17 protein-coding genes, 1 tRNA gene and 1 pseudogene are annotated in these 15566 nt (G+C 65.7%); 5 read left to right on the top strand and 14 right to left on the bottom strand.

Going from position 1 to position 15566, the window contains the following annotated elements; all coding sequences use genetic code 11:
• The first annotated feature begins 73 nt into the window (after positions 1-73).
• Positions 74-1447: a polysaccharide deacetylase family protein gene (locus ACVMB0_RS29355; RefSeq protein WP_461348475.1), complete on the top strand. Its 1374-nt coding sequence runs from the start codon at positions 74-76 to the stop codon at positions 1445-1447.
• A 61-nt stretch (positions 1448-1508) separates the two neighbouring features.
• Here the strand turns inward: ACVMB0_RS29355 and ACVMB0_RS29360 are convergent, their stop codons facing one another.
• From ACVMB0_RS29360 to ACVMB0_RS29375, 4 genes are all read right to left on the bottom strand, one after another.
• Positions 1509-2180, bottom strand: a complete 672-nt coding sequence (locus ACVMB0_RS29360; RefSeq protein ID WP_461348476.1) for a class I SAM-dependent methyltransferase — start codon at positions 2178-2180, stop codon at positions 1509-1511.
• Between the two features lie 318 nt (positions 2181-2498).
• Positions 2499-3749, bottom strand: coding sequence for a phosphoglycerate dehydrogenase (serA, locus tag ACVMB0_RS29365; protein ID WP_461348477.1), 1251 nt, complete (start codon positions 3747-3749; stop codon positions 2499-2501).
• A 239-nt stretch (positions 3750-3988) separates the two neighbouring features.
• Positions 3989-4073, bottom strand: a tRNA-Leu gene (locus ACVMB0_RS29370).
• A gap of 91 nt (positions 4074-4164) precedes the next feature.
• Complete coding sequence (locus ACVMB0_RS29375) at positions 4165-4410, bottom strand: FliM/FliN family flagellar motor switch protein (RefSeq protein WP_456754293.1); 246 nt, start codon at positions 4408-4410, stop codon at positions 4165-4167.
• A 60-nt stretch (positions 4411-4470) separates the two neighbouring features.
• Between ACVMB0_RS29375 and lipB the strand changes: the two genes are divergently transcribed.
• Positions 4471-5199, top strand: a complete 729-nt coding sequence (gene lipB / locus ACVMB0_RS29380; protein ID WP_461348478.1) for a lipoyl(octanoyl) transferase LipB — start codon at positions 4471-4473, stop codon at positions 5197-5199.
• Between the two features lie 4 nt (positions 5200-5203).
• Here lipB and ACVMB0_RS29385 read toward each other — a convergent pair whose 3' ends face one another.
• A complete protein-coding gene (locus ACVMB0_RS29385) occupies positions 5204-5629 on the bottom strand; it encodes a tautomerase family protein (RefSeq protein WP_461348479.1) in 426 nt (141 codons plus the stop codon).
• 116 nt (positions 5630-5745) lie between these two features.
• Between ACVMB0_RS29385 and ACVMB0_RS29390 the strand changes: the two genes are divergently transcribed.
• Entirely contained in the window at positions 5746-6603 is an 858-nt protein-coding gene (locus ACVMB0_RS29390) for a LysR family transcriptional regulator (protein ID WP_461348480.1), read from the top strand.
• A 24-nt stretch (positions 6604-6627) separates the two neighbouring features.
• Here the strand turns inward: ACVMB0_RS29390 and ACVMB0_RS29395 are convergent, their stop codons facing one another.
• Genes ACVMB0_RS29395 through ACVMB0_RS29410 form a run of 4 tightly spaced genes read right to left on the bottom strand, consistent with a single transcriptional unit; the run spans position 6628 to position 9741 of the window.
• The gene (locus tag ACVMB0_RS29395; protein WP_456754290.1) at positions 6628-7047 is read right to left on the bottom strand and encodes a hypothetical protein; all 420 of its coding nucleotides are present in this window, start codon (positions 7045-7047) and stop codon (positions 6628-6630) included.
• Between the two features lie 11 nt (positions 7048-7058).
• Positions 7059-8495, bottom strand: coding sequence for a TIGR01777 family oxidoreductase (locus ACVMB0_RS29400; protein ID WP_461348481.1), 1437 nt, complete (start codon positions 8493-8495; stop codon positions 7059-7061).
• Complete coding sequence (locus ACVMB0_RS29405) at positions 8492-9157, bottom strand: DUF4166 domain-containing protein (protein ID WP_461348482.1); 666 nt, start codon at positions 9155-9157, stop codon at positions 8492-8494. The genes ACVMB0_RS29400 and ACVMB0_RS29405 overlap by 4 nt, the downstream gene beginning before the upstream one ends.
• Before the next feature lie 26 nt (positions 9158-9183).
• On the bottom strand, positions 9184-9741 hold the full coding sequence (locus ACVMB0_RS29410; protein ID WP_092088931.1) for a GbsR/MarR family transcriptional regulator: 558 nt from the start codon (positions 9739-9741) through the stop codon (positions 9184-9186).
• 171 nt (positions 9742-9912) lie between these two features.
• Between ACVMB0_RS29410 and ACVMB0_RS29415 the strand changes: the two are divergent.
• Positions 9913-10726: pseudogene (locus tag ACVMB0_RS29415) on the top strand (class I SAM-dependent methyltransferase).
• 8 nt (positions 10727-10734) lie between these two features.
• Here the strand turns inward: ACVMB0_RS29415 and ACVMB0_RS29420 are convergent.
• The 5 genes from ACVMB0_RS29420 to ACVMB0_RS29440 all read right to left on the bottom strand — a co-directional run bounded on the left by ACVMB0_RS29420 (position 10735) and on the right by ACVMB0_RS29440 (position 14589).
• On the bottom strand, positions 10735-11034 hold the full coding sequence (locus tag ACVMB0_RS29420) for an acylphosphatase (protein ID WP_461348483.1): 300 nt from the start codon (positions 11032-11034) through the stop codon (positions 10735-10737).
• Complete coding sequence (locus ACVMB0_RS29425; RefSeq protein ID WP_461348484.1) at positions 11031-11897, bottom strand: isocitrate lyase/PEP mutase family protein; 867 nt, start codon at positions 11895-11897, stop codon at positions 11031-11033. The genes ACVMB0_RS29420 and ACVMB0_RS29425 overlap by 4 nt, the downstream gene beginning before the upstream one ends.
• Before the next feature lie 99 nt (positions 11898-11996).
• On the bottom strand, positions 11997-14012 hold the full coding sequence (locus ACVMB0_RS29430) for an acetyl-CoA carboxylase biotin carboxylase subunit (protein WP_461348485.1): 2016 nt from the start codon (positions 14010-14012) through the stop codon (positions 11997-11999).
• 188 nt (positions 14013-14200) lie between these two features.
• Positions 14201-14407, bottom strand: a complete 207-nt coding sequence (locus ACVMB0_RS29435) for a hypothetical protein (RefSeq protein ID WP_461348486.1) — start codon at positions 14405-14407, stop codon at positions 14201-14203.
• 53 nt (positions 14408-14460) lie between these two features.
• The gene (locus tag ACVMB0_RS29440) at positions 14461-14589 is read right to left on the bottom strand and encodes a hypothetical protein (protein WP_461348487.1); all 129 of its coding nucleotides are present in this window, start codon (positions 14587-14589) and stop codon (positions 14461-14463) included.
• 162 nt (positions 14590-14751) lie between these two features.
• Here ACVMB0_RS29440 and ACVMB0_RS29445 point away from each other — a divergent pair, with 162 nt between their 5' ends.
• The gene (locus ACVMB0_RS29445; protein WP_456754282.1) at positions 14752-15534 is read left to right on the top strand and encodes a thermonuclease family protein; all 783 of its coding nucleotides are present in this window, start codon (positions 14752-14754) and stop codon (positions 15532-15534) included.
• The last annotated feature ends 32 nt before the right edge of the window (positions 15535-15566 follow it).

Genomic DNA, 15566 nt, shown 5'->3' on the forward strand with positions numbered 1-15566 from the left:
AGACTGTTAAGGCGGCGTTCATGGCGCCCTTCTTAAGGATTCGTCAGTGCGTTTGGAATGCGGCCTGGATTTAATGATTGCAAACGTCCTGGTGATGATCCGGAAGCGGTCGTGGACCGTGATCGGCGCGGCGCTGCTGGGCTGCGGCTTGACGATGCCGCATGCCGCCCTCGCCGCCGATTGCCCTAACCCCAACGCACTCGGCACCTCGCGGACCCTTGTCGTCGATCCCAAGGAGCATCCGCGGATCGGCACCATGCAGTATCCGGAGACCCTGCCGCTCGCCGACCACGAGGTGGTGCTGACCTTCGACGACGGCCCGCTGCCGAAATACAGCAACCAGGTGCTGGCCATCCTCGCCAACCAATGCGTCAAGGCGACCTTCTTCACCATCGGCTCCCAGGCCCGGTTCAATCCGGAGGGCGTGCGCAAGCTGATCGCGGCCGGACATACCGTCGGCACGCACAGCCAGAACCATCCGCTGACGATGAACAAGATGCCGCTCGAGCGGGTGAAGCAGGAGGTCGACGACGGCATCGCCTCGACGCTCGCAGCCCTCAACGGCGACAAGAGCAAGCTCGCGCCATTCTTCCGGATTCCCGGCCTGATGCGCGCCGAGATCCCCGAGGCCTATCTGGCGTCGCAGGGCATCCAGGTCTGGAGCGCCGACTTCCCGGCCGACGACTGGCGCCACATCTCGCCGCAACGGGTCTACGATCTCGCGATCCAGCGCATCGAGGCCAAGCACAAGGGCATCCTGCTGCTGCACGACATCCAGCCGCGCACCGTCGCGGCGCTGCCGCGCATCCTCAATACGTTGAAGGAGCGCGGCTATCGCATCGTGCACGTCGTGCCGGCGACGGCGGAGCGCCCGGCGACGCCGACCGAGCCGCAGCAGTGGTTCATGCACCCTCCGACCGAGACGGTGGCGACCACGCGCTGGCCGAAGATTCCGAACTTCATCTTCACCGCGACGCGGACGCTGCCTGCGCCCGTGTTTGCCGGCATGGACTGGCGCGATGCCGACATCCTCGATCACGCCCAGCACGCGCGCCTCGGTGTGCCCGTCCGTACGGCCTGGCCGCAACCGCAGCTCTCGCAGCTCGCCGCCGTCTCGACCTTGCCGATCCCGGCGGCCAATGTGTTTCGCGTTCCCGAGGCGCTGGATCTGACGCTGCTCGCGGCCCGCTCGGCCGGCAGTCGCCGCCTCACGCAGCGCGCGGCAACTGTCCCCGGCGTCGGCGCGCCCCGCGCGCAGGCGATCTCCGCGCGCCAGACGACGCATCCGAGGCAGGCCGCACATCAGCTCCCCGCTCCGGTCCGCGGCAGAGCCCACGGCGCGCCGTTGCGCGTCGCACCACCGGCTGCGAGCAATGCCTCGGTCCATGTCGCCAGGCGCACCCCGCGCGCCGAAGCCTCGGCGGCCAACAAGCGCGTGCCCGATTGAGCTGACTTGGCTGGCCACGCTCTTGGCGATGCAGAGCAGGATCACCAGCGCCGCGCCGCGCTCAGTTGATCCACGTCACGGTATAAGTGAGCGGCAGGCCGAGCAGGCTCATCGACCTGATCCGATAGTTGGCGACGCCCGCAGCCTGCAGCACGGCTTCCAGCTCGCTGCGCGACAGCAGATTCATGTAGTCGCCCGCCGCCCAGCCCTTGCCGATGAATTCCAGGCAGCGATCGAACTGCTGCTTGGACAGCATGAGGTGCAGCAGCGGCAGGCGGGTGTGGACCTCGATCGGGAACAGCCGGTTCGGCGTCGTCAGATAGCCGCGCTTCGACACGCGCCGCATCTCGCGAACGAATTGGATCTGCCGCTCGCGGCTGCCGACATGTTCGATCACGGCGTTCGAGTAGCCGATATCGAAGCTGCCGTCGGCAAACTGCAAATCGCAGCCGTCGCCATTGACGATCTTGATCTGCGGATGGTTCTTGCTGAAGTGCTCCATCTTCTCGGGCGTCAGGGCCGTGATCTGTCCCGGATAGGGATAGTGCTTGGCCAGATAATTGTCGGTCGACCAGTAATCGGTATCGGTGACGCCGATATCGATGATGGTGTCCGTGCTGCGCGGCTGCAGCAGATCGATGAATTCCTGATATTTCCTGGCCCGGTTGCGACCGGACACTTTCGACGCCAGCGACTCGATCAGATCCGTTGCCGGATTGGTCACAAGCTCCATGAGCGGTCTCCCTTCGAATGTGCGAGCGACGATGTTGCGTGACCAGCATGGCTGCTCGCGCGCGTCAGTTTCCTGGTGGTGACGCCATCCATTGGCGGACGGCAACGCAACGGTGCTCTCGCGCACGTCAGGGAGTAGCACCGGTCTTGCAGCTACAGCCTTGGTCTTCGCGTACAGAATTTGACTTCGTACCAGCCCGGCAACAAATAGACGAAATTCAACGACACGTTGCGATTACATCGCACTAACCTTAATGCGGCGGCGTGCTGCCCGGAGCCTGCCGGCCCCAGGACAGCGCGTTTCGCGCCCTCGCTTTCGCTAGGCTTGTGGCCGGTTCTGCTCGTACAGCACCCGCACGCGGATCGTGCCGTGAATGGCCTTCAGCTCGGCCAGCAAGTCCTCGCCCTCGCCGCCGACCACGTCGGTCTCGAGCACGACGTAGCCGACTTCCACATCGGTCTGCAGGTATTGCGCCAGGATGTTGATGCCGTGCCGCGACACCGCGTCGTTGACCTGCCGCATCACGCCGGGAACGTTGCGGTGGACATGGATGAAGCGCGTGCCGGTCGGCCGTGCCGGCAACTGCACCTGCGGAAAGTTCACCGCGCCGAAGGTCGAGCCGACGTCGGAATGGTCGATCAGCTTGCGCGCGACCTCGCTGCCGATCCGATCCTGCGCCTCTTCGGTCGAGCCGCCGACATGCGGCGTCAGGATCACGTTGGGCAGGCCTTGCAGCGGCGAGACGAAACGATCCTGGTTCGACGTCGGCTCGACCGGAAACACGTCGGCCGCAGCACCCGCCAGCCTGCCCTCGCGCAGCGCGCTCGCCAGCGCATCGAGATCGACCACGGTGCCGCGCGAATTGTTGATCAGATAGGCCTCCGGCTTCATCAGCCTGATCTGGGCCGCGCCGATCATGTTGGCCGTGGTCGGCGTCTCCGGCACATGCAGCGAAACGACATCGCTCGCTGCGAGCAGTTCATCGAGCGTCTCGACCGGCTCGGTGTTGCCGTGACGCAATTTGTCGGTCTGATCGAAATAGATCACGCGCATGCCCATGGCTTCCGCGAGATTCGACAGCTGCGAACCGATGTTGCCGTAGCCGACGATGCCAAGCGTCTTGCCGCGCACCTCGCGGCTGCCCTCGGCGGACTTGTCCCACCCGCCGGCATGCGCGGAGATCGAGCGCGGAAAGATCCGGCGAAACAGCATCACGATCTCGGCGATGGTCAGCTCGGCCACGCTGCGTGTATTGGAGTAAGGAGCGTTGAAGACCGGAATGCCAAGACGCCGCGCGGCGTCGAGATCGACCTGGTTGGTGCCGACCGAGAAGCAGCCGACCACCAAGAGCCGGTCCGCCGCCTCCAGGACCTCCGCGGTCAATTGCGTCCGCGAGCGGATTCCCAGCATATGAATGCCCGACAGCGCCCGCTTGAGCTCGGCAGGTCCCAGCGCCTTGGGCAGGCGTTGCAGCTCGGTATAGCCGTTGGCTTCGAACATCCGGACTGCGGAATCGTTGACGCCTTCAAGCAGCAGGACGCGGATCTTGGTCTTGGGAAGAGACAGCATCGTCGGACTTGGCCTTGTTCAGGGGGAGTCGGTTGGCGCAAGGGCTATCACGCGCGATGCTGATCAGCGAGCAAATCGCGGCCTTTCCCGGCCCGACTCGGTTCAAAAGACGGCGCGAGCGTCGCGAACAACGGATGAATCAGAAGTGGCAGGCTTGCGTGAGACAATGCCGGCTTCCACCAGTCGGCGCGAGGATTGACATCCCCGAAATCTCATTTGATATCAATGTCTTATGAGATTGGTGCGCTCGGAGGGACTCGAACCCCCACGGTGTTACCCACTGCCACCTCAAGGCAGCGCGTCTACCAATTCCGCCACGAGCGCTGGGATGCCGGATGGAACCCTAGGGCGCCGCCGCATCGACGGGGCCATGTAACAAATCATGCATGCAGGGACAAGGCGATTAATGCGCGAATTAACCGCGGATACCGGGAGATTTCGGCAGCATCTGCTTGACCTCGACCGCGATCCGGTTGCGATCGACCAGGACGACGCCACTGGCCACCGGCAGGTTGTTGGCGAGGATCTTGACCTCGTCGGCCTCGGTGGCATCCAGTTCGATGATGGCACCGCGGGACAGCCGCATGACCTGGTGAATCGGCATGGTGGTGGTCCCGAGGACCACCATGAGATCGACGCTGACTTTATCGAGCGTGGGCACTTCTGAACCGCCGAACGGGAACTAAATTGTGGGTTCACCTGACCACGTTAGGGTTAGCTAATGGTTAACGACCGCCAAAGCCTCGATCTGACGACCTTTGCCCGCGCTTCGCGCGGCGCAGCGGTCGAATGGCGGATTGCGGACCGTCCGGTGCCCTACCTCGATTCGCTCGCCGCGATGGACGCACGGGTGGCGGCGATCGCCGACGGATCGGCGCCTGAGCTGGTGTGGCTGCTCGAGCACCCGCCGCTCTATACCTCCGGCACCAGCGGCAAGGCCGACGATCTGCTCGATCCGCGCTTTCCGATCTTCCAGAGCGGCCGCGGCGGCCAGGTCACCTATCACGGCCCGGGGCAGCGCGTCGGCTATGTGATGCTCGATCTCAAACAGCGCCGGCCGGATGTCCGCGCCTATGTCGCCTCGCTGGAGGAATGGATCATCCGCACGCTGGCCGCCTTCAACGTCCGCGGCGAGCGCCGCGAGGACCGCGTCGGGGTCTGGGTGAAACGCCCGGACAAGGGGCCCGGCTTCGAAGACAAGATCGCCGCGATCGGCGTCCGGCTGCGCCGCTGGGTCTCGTTCCACGGCATCGCGATCAATGTCGAGCCCGAGCTGTCGCACTTCCAGACGATCGTGCCCTGCGGCGTGGTCGATCCGCGCTACGGCGTCACCTCGCTGCTCGATCTCGGGCTGCCGGTCACGATGGCGGATCTCGACATCGCGCTCCGGCAGGCATTTGCCGAGGTGTTCGGCGACACCGCAGCGCGGCTGCCGGAAGCGACGTCCTAGGACCTCACGCCGCCTTCTGCGGCGCCACCTCGAGCTTGCCGGCGATGTAGCGGCGCTCCTGGGTCAGGCCGCCGAAGCCGTAGGCATCGCCCTTCACCTCATCGACATGGGCATAGCTCTCGGTGTGCAACGGCCCGAGCAGCTCGCCCATCCGCTTGAACAGCGCGGCGAGATAGGCCGCCTTCTCGTCCTTGGTGTTGGTGCCTTCGCTGACGTGGATGTCGAGCCAGTAGCTCGCGAGCCCCTGCTCGGCGAGCGACTTGCCGCCGGCGAACCAGTCGGCGGCGTCGGCGGCCTTGACGATGATGGCGGTGACCTGGGGATCCTTGTGCAGGATCTTTGCGGTCAGCTCCGACACGGCGGCGGCGATATCGGACTTCAGCGACGGCGACGGGCGCGAGGTCGCATAGGTGACGGTGATGAGCGGCATGATCGGATCTCCTCGAATTCGGTTAGCGCGGGTCATTCGCGCCTCCTTTAGCTAGACCTTCCCGCATCATCTTGGTATCTTATCTATCCTGATAGCAATGATAACGATTTATGATCATGACCACCTCGCTCGACATCGACACCGTGCAGGCGTTCCTCCTGGTCGCCGAGCTGCAAGGCTTCACCCGCGCCGCTGAGGCGCTCGGCACCACGCAGGCCGCGATCAGCATGAAATTGCAGCGGCTGGAAACCGTGCTCGGCAAGCGGCTGGTCGAGCGCTCGCCGCGCGCGGTGCGACTGACCGCCGATGGCGCGGCATTCCTGCACCACGCCCGCGCGCTGATCGAGGTGCACGACCGCGCACTGTCCGGCGAGAGGCCGGCGCGGCAACAGCTCACGCTCGGGATCAGCGACCATGCCGCAGGTCCCGAGTTGGTGCCGCTGCTGGAGCGGCTGCACGCGATGGCCTCGCAGCTTGCGCTCGCGGTGACGATCGGCTTCTCGCGCGCGATGCTCGATGCCTACGATGCCGGCGAGCTTGACGCCGTGATCGTGCGCCAGGAAGGCAGCCGGCGTGGCGGCGAGAAACTGACGGAAGACGAATTCGGCTGGTTCGCCGCCAGGCGTTTCGTCTGGCCGCGTGGCGATGCCTTGCCGCTCGCGACCCTCGCACCGCCTTGCGGGGTGCGCGCCCTGGCCGTGCGCGCGCTCGACAAGGCTGATATCGCGTGGACCGAAAGCTTCATCGGCGGCGGCGTCACCGCGGTGGTGGCTGCCGCGCTCGCCGGCCTTGCCGTCGCGCCCCTCGTCCGCCGCATCGCGCCGCCGGGCCTGATCGACATCGGACCCGCGCATAAGCTGCCGCGGCTCGGCGCGTCGAAGGTGATGCTGTATTCGAAGGTCAGCGATCCCGCCAAGCTTGCGGCATTGCGGACGCTGGCTGCGACGTTCCGCAGCGTGGCGTCTGCGGCGTAGCGTGAGCATCCGCATGGGTCACATCTATTCCTCGCGGGCTGCCAGTTCGCCCATGACGAACCAGTAGGTCAGGCCGGCGACACATCCGGCCGCGACGAACAGACAAACAAGCCCCGACGTCCAGACGGCCGGCGAGCGGACCAGCACGGTGATGCTCAACGCGCCGATCGCAGCGCCGGCGCAAGCGAAGAAGCCGGCGGCCCGGATCTGGAACTCCTCAGTGAACCAGACGACCATCGCCGCGGGAATTGCGGTGAGCAGACAGGTGATGACGAAGACCACGGCCGACGGAAGCAGCAACACGACGATGCCGTAGAGCAGCCGGGCAAAATCGCCGTGGGACGCCAGCATCAGAAAGGTCTGGCCAACGGCGGAGATCACCGCAGTCGCGGCGCCACAGCCCGCCAACCAACCCCCGATAGCGCGCGAACAGGTGCTGGACATCGTGCCCTCCTCTACAGGATTGCCTCGAATGCGCTGCGCAAGGTTTCGTGCCGGAACACAAAGCCGTTGCTCAGCGCCTTGTTCGGCAGCACGCGCTGGCCACCGAGCAAGAGTTCGTTGGCGAAATCGCCGCCCACGGTGCGGAGCAGCGCAGCTGGAACGCGGAAGATCGCGGGCCGGTGCAGGCGGCGCCCCAGCTCTTCGGTGAATTTGGTGTTGGTCACCGGGATCGGCGCGGTCGCGTTGATCGGCCCCGAGAGCTCGGGCTTCGCGATCACATGCGCGATCAAGCGCACCAGATCGTCGCGCTCGATCCACGACATCCACTGCTTGCCGGAGCCGAGCGGCCCGCCGAGACCGAATTCGAACGGCGTCAGCATCCGCGTGATGAAGCCGCCATCGGTGCCGATCACGAGACCGGTCCGCAGATACGCCACGCGCAGGCCGTGCTCGGCGGCAGGCTTCGCGGCATTCTCCCAGGCCTCGCACAGCTCGTGACTGAAGCAGGCGTGGGATTTCGCCGACTCCGTCAGCACCTGGTCCTGCCAGAGCCCGTACCAGCCGATCGCGGAGCCGCTTACCAGCACCGACGGCTTGTGCTCGAGCCGCGCGATCAGCTTGACGACGTCGGCCGTCATGTCGATCCGCGAGGCGATGATCCTGCAGCGCTTGGCCTCGCTCCACAGGCCGTTGCCGATCGGCTCGCCCGCGAGATTGACGATGGCGTCGATCGCTGTGTTGGCCGGCAACTGGTCGAGGCGCGTGATCAGCGTCACCGGCGGCGGTAGCATCTCGGCCTTTGCGGGATTGCGGATCAGCGCGATCACCTGATGGCCCGATGCGGTGAGGCTTGCGACCAGGCGGCTGCCGATGAAGCCGGTCGCACCGGTGACCAGCACGGTCTGCCGCGCCGGCAATGTCTCGACCAGCGTCGCAGCCGGCACGCTGGCCATTCGTCCGAGGCGCCTCGCCGCAGCAAAGTCGCGCGCGCCGAACATCGCGGCGCCGAACGCCGCGGCGGTCGCGAAAACACTCAAGACACCCGCATAGGCCGGCACGATGGCCGTCGGCAGCATCGCCCAGCCGATCAGCACCGGCAAAAGCAGCACGAGGATGGCGCCGTAGTTGATCGCCAGCAGCGTATGATTGACCCGCTCGCTCGGCGGCAGCTTTCGGCTCAGATCCTCCTCGACGAAATCCATCAGCGTGATGACGATCTCGACAACGAGCACGGCCATGATCGCGATCGCGAAGACGCCGTGCACCTCGAGCCAGCCGAGCACCAGGAACAGCAGCGCATAGAGCATGTTGCGCACGCTGTGCAATTGCAGCTCATGGCGCTGCGACGGACGCCACGCGAGCCGCTCGGTGAACTCGTGGTGATAGAAGGTGTCGAACGCGCCCATCGCGATCTGGATGGCGACCAGGGTCCAAAGCAGCGGTGTCATGACGAAGCCTCCCTGAACACGGCCGACTGACGGAGCAGCCGGCCGAAACGCGGGTGGATGATCTCCAGCGTGAAGCGGAAGTCGCCGCAGCCGAGATCGGAATGGGTCACGGTGAGATCGCCGGGCGTGAGCCAAGCGGGCAGCGGCAGACGAAATGGACCGAGTTGCAGCGAATAGCCGACGCTGCGGAACACCAGCGCCTCGTGCTCGACCGCAATCGCCAGCGCCATGCTGACGCCGAAGCCGACATATTCCTCGAGCCCGGTCGGCCCGGCAAAGCGCTTGGCGGAATGGATCACCTGCGGGAAGCCGTCGCGGCGCGCGCAGATCCGGGTCCAGACCTGGCCGCCGCTTGCGGCATCCTCGGTCACCGTGACGATCATCGGCACGCCGGTCTCGCTGCCGGTCGGAAGCGGCCCGCCGATCAGCCGCGCGGCCTGGGCCAGCCACCAGCCGGCGCGGCTAGTTGAGGCCTCCTCGACCTCGCCGACATAGACGACGGTGTTGCCGTCCTCGAACCGCTTCGAGAAGCGGCGCCAGATAGCGACCGGCAGGCGGCTCCAATCCTTGTCCGACAGCAATGCGCGGAAGCGATGATCGTCGAGCAGTTTGGTATCGGAAGCCGGCGCGGTCTTTAAGGTGGATATCCTTGCTGACGCCATCGCACACTCCCGTTACGCCGCCGTCCCTATTTGGCTCTGCCGGTGGGCAGGAAACTCACGATCTTCTCGCCGAGCTTGATCAGTGCGACCAGGCGCGGCCGCGGCACGTTCAGCATCTGCGTGTACCAGCGGTCGACCAGCTCGGTGAAAGTCAGCATCTCCTTCAGCCGCTTGCTGGCGAGCGGCGAGATCGCCGGGTCGTCCGCCGCGTCGGAGACGCAGGCGCGCAGCGCCGCCAGCGCGGGATCGATCTCGCGCTCCTTGCGCCCGGCCGCGATCCTGGCCGCGACCTCCCAGATGTCGGTCTCGGCCTCGAAATGGTCGCGGCGGTCGCCGAGGATCGGCACCCGGCGGATCAGTCCCCAGGACAACAATTCCTTGATCGAGTTGGAGACGTTGGAGCGCGCCATGCCAAGCGTGTCGGCAATGTCCTCCGCCGTCATCGGCGCCTCGGCCAGATAAAGCAGTCCGTGGATCTGGCTGACCGAGCGGTTGACGCCCCATTCGTCGCCCATGTCGCCCCAATGCAGGATGAAGCGCTCGACGACGGCGGGGAGTTTTTTCTTGGCGGTTATTTCTGTCATGACAGAAATATCAGACCATTCGGAGTAAAAGTCAAGAGCTGCGGCCGGCCCTCCGGAACGCGGCTGGACGCGATTCGAGCCGTTGGCGCGTACGGATCGCTGGTTCATACTTCGGAGGCGGCTTCTGCCCGTGACGGCCACGATGGCCGTCCGCTTTTCGAGGAAATGCATATGACGGCTCCACTTTCCGACAAGGTGTTCGCGGGGTCGGTCCCGCAGCTCTACGACCGGCTCATGGTGCCGATGATCTTTGCGCCCTATGCCCGCGACCTCGCGCAGCGCATCAAGGGCCACCGGCCGCGCGACCTGCTGGAGGTCGCGGCGGGCACCGGCGCCGTCACCACCGTGCTGGCGACGGAAATGCCCGATACCCAAATCACCGCGACCGATCTCAACGAGCCGATGCTGGCGCAGGCGAAGACGCATCTCGCTGATAAGACGAACATCAGGTGGCAGCAGGCCGACGCATTGTCGGCTGCCGTTTGGCGATGCGAGCTTCGACATCGTCACCTGCCAGTTCGGCGCGATGTTCTTTCCCGACCGCGTCAAGGGTTACGCCGAGGCACGGCGCGTGATCAGGCCCGGCGGCCGTTACTTCTTCAGCGTCTGGGACAAGATTGCGGAGAACGATTTCGCCGACGTGATGCAGCAGACGATGTTTCAGGTATTTCCAGGCAACCCGCCGCAATTCATGGCACGGACGCCGCACGGCTATCACGATCCCGCGCGCATTCGCGCCGACCTGACCGCTGCCGGCTTCCGCGACATCGTCATCGAGCTGGTCAGCCAACGGAGTCCCGCCGCCTCGCCGCTGGACGTGGCCATCGCCTACTGCCAGGGCACGCCGATGCGCGGCGAGATCGAGGCGCAGGGTCAACCGAGTCTCGAGGCTGCCACAGAGCGCGTGGCAGAGGCGCTGACGCGCCGCTTCGGCAACGGCCCGCTCAACGGAAAGATTCAGGCGCTGGTGATCTCGGCGGCGTAGGCCGCGCGTCACACCGTCGGCAGGAACGCGAACCGCTCGCCCGCCCCGCGCAGGTTCAAAAGGTCTGATGTGCCGTCATCGGCCTGCACGCGGTCGACGCGCGCCGAGATCGGTCCGCGGCCGCACGCCTTGATCATGTCGGCAACGATATCTTCGGTGCCGGAAAACACCGCCTCGACGCTGCCGTCGCGACGATTGCGGACCCAGCCTTCGAGGCCGCGTGCACCGGCGTGTTCGTGAACCCAGGCACGATAACCGACGCCCTGGACGCGGCCGGTGATCGTGACGTGGCGGATCACGCCGCTCATGTCTTCAAGCCGAGGAATTCGCCGCTGCGCGCCTTGGTCTCCGCCTCGCGCATCAGGCGGCCGGTCAGTTCGGACGACGCGATGCCCTTCAGGTTCTTCGGCGAGGTGCCGTCGCGCAGCGCCTTCAGCGTCTCGTGGACCGCCTGCGTCGCGGCCGCGAACGGCGCGTGGCCCTGCAACGCGATCCTGACGCGCTGGCTCGCCAGATAATCCGGCGCGGTCATCTCCTCCGGCGCGCCGCCGAGCACGATCGGCAGCGTCGTCGCGGCCGACAGCGCCTCCAGCTCGCCGCGCGATTTGATGCCGGTGAAGAACAGCCCATCGACCCCGACCGCCTCATAGGCCTTCGCGCGTGCGATCGCATCGTCGAGATCAGTGATCGAGACGGCGCCGGTGCGGCCGAGGATCACGAGCGACGGATCGCTGCGACCGTCGAGCGCGGCCCTCATCTTGCCGACGCCCTCCTCCAGCGAGATCAGCTGCGTCTTGGCCTGGCCGAACGCCTGCGGCAGCAGCGTGTCCTCAATGGTGAGGCCGGCGGCGCCGGCGGCTTCCACCTCCTGGACGGTGCGGCGGACATTGAGCGCATTGCCGTAGCCATGGTCGGCATCGACCAGCACCGGCAGGGTCGATGCCCGCGACATGCGGCGGATCTGCTCGGCGAATTCGGTCAGCGTGATCAGCGCAATGTCGGGATCGCCGAGCACCGCGAGCGAGGCCACCGAGCCGCCGAACATGCCGAGCTCGAAGCCGAGATCCTCCGCGATCCGGATCGAGATTGCGTCATAGACCGAGCCCGGCCGGATGCAGCTTGATCCGTTGAGGATCGATCGCAGTGCTTCGCGGCGTTTGCGGAAGGCCATGGTGTTGTCTCCATCCGCGTCATTGCGAGGAGCGAAGCGACGAAGCAATCCACGGCTTGAGGAGATATGGATTGCTTCGCTTCGCTCGCAATGACGGCTCTAAGCGAACTCCAGGATCAGCGCATCGACCGCGAGCGTGGCGCCGGCGGCGGCGTGGATCTTCTTGACCGTGCCGTCGCGCTCGGCGCGCAGCACGTTCTGCATCTTCATGGCTTCCACGACCGCCAAGGTCTCGCCGGCCTTGACCTCCTGCCCTTCGGTCACCGCGATCGACACCACGAGGCCGGGCATCGGGCACAGCAATTTCTTGCCGGTGTCGGCGGCCGAAACCACCGGCATCAGCTGCGCCGAGGTCGCCTCGGTCTCGGTGAAGATATAGACCGGCACCTCAAAACCCTGATGCGCGAGGCGGAAGCCGTTGTTGATCGCCCGCACCTGCACGGCGACGAAATTGCCGTCGATGGTGCCCTGCCAGACCGGCTCGCCCGGCACCCAGCTCGACACCAGGTTATGCGGATTGCCGGGCAGCCCGTCGGTGCCGATGAAGCGCACTGCGATGGCGTCGGCTTCGCGCGCGACGTCAAGCGCGATCTCCGCGCGATCGAGCCACACCGCGCGGCGGCGTTCGCGCAGCACCACGCGGCCGCCCATCTGGCCGGAAATCTGCCGCTTGCGTTCGCCCAGCACATGATCGATGGCAGCGCCGACCGCCGCAAGGCGCCGCGCGATCTCGCCCTCGGGCGCGCGCGCGGAAAATCCCTTCGGGAATTCCTCCGCGATGAATCCGGTCGAGAGCCGGCCCTCGCGCCAGCGCGGATGGTTCATCAGCGCCGACAGGAACGGAATGTTGTGCCTGATGCCGTCGACATAGAAGGCGTCGAGCGCGGTCGCCTGCGCCTCGATCGCCGCCGCGCGCGACGGCGCGTGGGTGACGAGCTTGGCGATCATCGGATCGTAATGGATCGAGATCTCGCCGCCTTCCTGCACGCCGGTGTCGTTGCGGATGGTGATGCCGTCATGGCTGGCTTCGGCCGGCGGCCGATACTTCACCAGACGCCCGATCGACGGCAGGAAGTTCCGGAACGGGTCCTCGGCATAGACGCGGGATTCCACCGCCCAGCCGGTCAAGGTGACGTCCTTCTGCGCGATCGCGAGCTTCTCGCCGGCCGCGACGCGGATCATCTGCTCGACGAGGTCGATGCCGGTGATCAATTCGGTGACGGGATGCTCGACCTGCAGGCGGGTGTTCATCTCCAGGAAGTAGAAGCTCTTGTCCTGGCCAGCGACCAATTCCACGGTGCCGGCCGAATCGTAGTTCACCGCCTTGGCCAGCGCGACCGCCTGCTCGCCCATCTTGCGGCGGGTGGTCTCGTCGAGCAGCGGTGACGGCGCCTCCTCGATGACCTTCTGGTTGCGGCGCTGGATCGAGCACTCGCGCTCGCCGAGATAGATCACATTGCCATGCTTGTCGCCGAGCACCTGGATCTCGATGTGCCGGGGATCGACGATGAATTTCTCGACGAAGACGCGGTCGTCGCCGAACGACGACTTCGCTTCGGCCTTGGCGAGGTTGAAGCCCTCGGCGACCTCCGCCTTGGAATGCGCGATACGCATGCCCTTGCCGCCGCCGCCGGCGGAAGCCTTGATCATCACGGGGTAACCGATCTCGTCGGCGATCTGGACCGCGTGCTTGTCGTCCTCGATGACGCCGAGATGGCCGGGCACGGTCGAGACCTTGGCCTTCGCAGCCGCCTTCTTGGATTCGATCTTGTCGCCCATCGCGGCGATGGCGCCGGGGTTCGGGCCGATGAAGACGATGCCGGCAGCCTCCAGCGCCCGCGGAAACGCCTCGCGCTCGGACAGGAAGCCGTAGCCGGGGTGCACGGCCTCAGCGCCGGTCTTGCGGCAGGCCTCGACGATCTTGTCGATCAGAAGATAACTCTCGGCCGCAGCGGGCGGGCCGATCAGCACGGCCTCGTCGGCCATCTCGACATGCAGCGCGTCGCGGTCGGCCTCGGAGTAGACGGCGACCGTCTCAATCCCCATACGGCGCGCAGTCTTGATGACCCGGCAGGCGATCTCGCCGCGGTTGGCGATCAGGATTCGTTTGAACATGCTCTTCTTGGGCTTCTTGGACTGGGCTTCTTCGGATTTGGGCTTTTGGCAGGATTCCTCCCCGCGCAATCCGGCACGGGCCACTCCGTTGGTACAGCAAATTGCCCCGGAGGCAACGGTTGAATGCACACCCTGCCTTGCGCCAGGCCGGTGTTCGGCCAGTCCTTGACGGTAGTTGGAGGGGTAGTTCAGCCCGTGTAGGTCTTGAAGCGGCCGCGGGAATGGGCCTTCGCGACGGCCTTCATCAGCTCGCTGACCTCGTTCTCCAGGAATTCATTGGCCACGATCAGCGCCCGAATGGTCGCGCGCAGATTCCCGCCACATGCGGAAATCGCCTGATCGACAGCCGCTTCCAGCCCGTCATCGTCGTCAGATTCGGGCCGTGCAGACATCATCAGGTATCCGGGATTCAAATCGCGCATCATGTTCCTATTTTGTTCTCATCGAGTCAATCGGATCTTTGATCGGACGCAGTCTCCTGCGCCGCCTTTCTCTTCCGCCGCCAGCGCGCGATCCATTGCAGGGTCCAGATGTCGGCGACGACCTCGACGACGACGTTGATGATGAAGTCGGCCATGCCCGCATCTCTCCAATCGCGATGTCCGGCCGTTCTACGTCGCGGAATGCCGATCGGGATGTGACGGCGCGCACGCCCCCTCTGTGCGAACAGTCCTTGGTTGGATCGTACCGGCCTGTGCTAGAAGGTCCGGCTGCCCGCCAAAGACCTGAAGTGAGCAAGATGCGGTTTCGAAATCCGGTCGTCACGACGCTTCTCCTGACATGCCTTTCTGCAATCCCCGGCCTGCCGGCGATGGCCGCCGCCCCGGCGGTGCCAGCGGTCGTCAAGGACGCCGGCACCATCCAGCTCGGCAACACGACCTACCGGCTCGACGGCATCGACACGCCGGCGGTCGATCAGCTCTGCATCGATGAGCACGCCGACGTCTGGACCTGCGGGATCGAAGCGCGCGACCAGCTGACCAGGCTGATCGGCGGCAAGCCGATTCACTGCGACGACATCGGCGTCGATCCGACGTTCAAGAAGCGCCGGCTCGGCGTCTGCAAGCTCGAGGGCGACCCGACCAGCCTCAGCCAGGTGCTGGTGCAGAAGGGCTACGCGCTCAATCTCGAGGGGTCGGCCACTGGCCGATTCAAGCCGGATGAGGCCACCGCCAGGGACAATCGTGCCGGGCTGTGGAAGGGCTGCTTCGTGGCGCCGCGGGATTTCCGCGCCGCCAAGAAGGATGGCACCCTGCTCGGCAACGCCTGCCCGGCCGACCGCGCCACGCAGATCCGCGATGCGCTCTTCCCCGACGACCTGCCGATGCCGGCAAGCTGCAACATCAAGGGCAAGTATGCCGTGCGCGCCCGCGTCACCGGCAATGTCGGCATCTATCATTTGCAGGCGTGCCGCAGTTACCCCGGCCTCGGCAATCCGGATCGCTGGTTCTGCTCCGAGGAGGATGCGCAGGCCGCCGGGTTCCGCCGGGCCTATAATTGCCGTCCGCCCAAAAGCAAGTGACGGGCAAGTGAAGAGCAGGTGATGCGACAAAT

This window comes from Bradyrhizobium sp. USDA 4451 (assembly GCF_054822585.1).

Bases quoted from the DNA above. Each gene is read 5' to 3' on its own strand.
- ACVMB0_RS29425 (WP_461348484.1), bottom strand. From the start codon at position 11,897: ATGGCCTTCCGCAAACGCCGCGAAGCACTGCGATCGATCCTCAACGGA.
- ACVMB0_RS29430 (WP_461348485.1), bottom strand. From the start codon at position 14,012: ATGTTCAAACGAATCCTGATCGCCAACCGCGGCGAGATCGCCTGCCGG.
- ACVMB0_RS29435 (WP_461348486.1), bottom strand. From the start codon at position 14,407: ATGATGTCTGCACGGCCCGAATCTGACGACGATGACGGGCTGGAAGCG.
- lipB (WP_461348478.1), top strand. From the start codon at position 4,471: ATGGTTAACGACCGCCAAAGCCTCGATCTGACGACCTTTGCCCGCGCT.
- ACVMB0_RS29420 (WP_461348483.1), bottom strand. From the start codon at position 11,034: ATGAGCGGCGTGATCCGCCACGTCACGATCACCGGCCGCGTCCAGGGC.
- ACVMB0_RS29440 (WP_461348487.1), bottom strand. From the start codon at position 14,589: ATGGCCGACTTCATCATCAACGTCGTCGTCGAGGTCGTCGCCGACATC.
- ACVMB0_RS29390 (WP_461348480.1), top strand. From the start codon at position 5,746: ATGACCACCTCGCTCGACATCGACACCGTGCAGGCGTTCCTCCTGGTC.
- ACVMB0_RS29385 (WP_461348479.1), bottom strand. From the start codon at position 5,629: ATGCCGCTCATCACCGTCACCTATGCGACCTCGCGCCCGTCGCCGTCG.
- ACVMB0_RS29405 (WP_461348482.1), bottom strand. From the start codon at position 9,157: ATGGCGTCAGCAAGGATATCCACCTTAAAGACCGCGCCGGCTTCCGAT.
- ACVMB0_RS29395 (WP_456754290.1), bottom strand. From the start codon at position 7,047: ATGTCCAGCACCTGTTCGCGCGCTATCGGGGGTTGGTTGGCGGGCTGT.
- serA (WP_461348477.1), bottom strand. From the start codon at position 3,749: ATGCTGTCTCTTCCCAAGACCAAGATCCGCGTCCTGCTGCTTGAAGGC.
- ACVMB0_RS29445 (WP_456754282.1), top strand. From the start codon at position 14,752: ATGCGGTTTCGAAATCCGGTCGTCACGACGCTTCTCCTGACATGCCTT.
- ACVMB0_RS29360 (WP_461348476.1), bottom strand. From the start codon at position 2,180: ATGGAGCTTGTGACCAATCCGGCAACGGATCTGATCGAGTCGCTGGCG.
- ACVMB0_RS29400 (WP_461348481.1), bottom strand. From the start codon at position 8,495: ATGACACCGCTGCTTTGGACCCTGGTCGCCATCCAGATCGCGATGGGC.
- ACVMB0_RS29355 (WP_461348475.1), top strand. From the start codon at position 74: ATGATTGCAAACGTCCTGGTGATGATCCGGAAGCGGTCGTGGACCGTG.
- ACVMB0_RS29410 (WP_092088931.1), bottom strand. From the start codon at position 9,741: ATGACAGAAATAACCGCCAAGAAAAAACTCCCCGCCGTCGTCGAGCGC.